Raw genomic sequence first — 1,497 nt, forward strand, 5'->3', positions numbered from 1 at the left:
TGCAGCGTTCGTGGCGGTGGGTGGTGGCAGTCCCTCCCCCCAGCCCCTCCCGCAAGCGGGAGGGGAGCAGACGCCCCCAGCGCTTCCTGCCACGTATCGACCAGCTTCAAGTTGGTCGCGCCATGGTCCTTCAGCAGCCCCGCCAAGCGCTCGCGCGCGCCCGTCGAATAGCTCGCCAGCACCGCCTTGCGCCCGTCGCGCGCCAGCCCGCGCAAATGGTGGACGACGGCTTCGTAGACGTTCGCGCCATTGGCGCGTTCGGCACCGAAATCGCGCGGCCCGTCGACGCCGAAATCGATTACGCTCGCGCTTTCGGGTTCGTGGAAGGCGGTGATTCGGTGCGCGGGCGCTTCCTCCAACCGCTCGGCAAAGTCCTTGGCGGTCAGATACAGGCTGTCGACGGGGAGCGGGCGATAGCTGCCGGGATCGCTCGACTGCGCCTTCACGCGGTTGGCGTGATAGTCGGTGATCGCTTCGAAGCGTTGTTCTGCGGCTGCGACCGATCCGGCATCGCGCAGGATCACCGCGCCGTCGCCCAAATGATCGAACAGCGTGGCGAGCTTTTCCTCGAACAGCGGGAGCCAATGCTCCATCCCCGCCAAGCGCCGCCCGTCGCTGATCGCCTGATAGAGCGGGTCGCCGGTCGCGGTCGCGCCGAAGCGTTCGCGGTAGCGCGCGCGGAAGCGCTTGACGCTGTCCTCGTCGATCAGCGTTTCGGAGGCGGGGAGCAGCACAAAGCCCTCGACGCGCCCGGTGGTGCGCTGGTCGGCGGGGTCGAAGGTGCGGACGCTTTCGATCTCGTCGCCGAAGAAATCGAGCCGGAGCGCCTGTTCCTCGCCGCTCGGGAACAGATCGACCAGGCCGCCGCGCACGGCAAATTCTCCAGCATCAGCAACGGTTTCGACGCGGACATAGCCATTGGCTTGCAAGAGCGCGGCGAGCCGGTCGCGCCCAATCCGTTCCTTGGGCGCAAGCCGCGCGACCAATTGGCGGATGCGGAACGGCGTGAGCGTGCGCTGCGCCACCGCATTGACGGTGGTGAGCAGCAATTGCGGGCCCTTGGGCGGCTGTTGCAGGCGGTAGAGCGTCGCCATGCGCTCGGCCATGACGCGCAGGGTGGGAGAGGCGCGGTCATAGGGCAGGCAGTCCCACGCCGGGAAGGTCAGCACTTCGAGATCGGGGGCGAAGGTGGGGGCGGTCGCCGCGATCGCGCGCATCGCCGCTTCGTCCGGCGCGACAAACACCGCGCGCGTCTTGGCGGCGCGGGCGAGATCGGCGAGCAGCCACGGCTCGAACCCGGTCGGCACGCCTGCCAGCGTGAGTGGGGTCTTGGCGGTGAGGATTTGCGACAGGTTGGGCATTCTTGTTTCCCTCTCCCCGCTTGCGGGGCGTCGGCGGCCGGTCATGCCCCCGGCATGACCTAAACAGTGCGGGGCACTGTTTACCGCCAACGGGCAAGCGAGCGAAGCGAAGCGCGGGAGAGGGGCAGTCATGGAA

1 pseudogene is annotated in these 1,497 nt (G+C 68.2%); it reads right to left on the reverse strand.

From position 1 onward, the window contains the following. Positions 1-1,361 (reverse strand): annotated as a pseudogene (locus NW75_RS21525) (transcription-repair coupling factor); the annotation flags it as partial. Positions 1,362-1,497: the final 136 nt, after the last annotated feature.

It is taken from the genome of Sphingomonas sp. Ant H11 (assembly GCF_000797515.1).
Lineage (GTDB): Bacteria > Pseudomonadota > Alphaproteobacteria > Sphingomonadales > Sphingomonadaceae > Sphingomonas.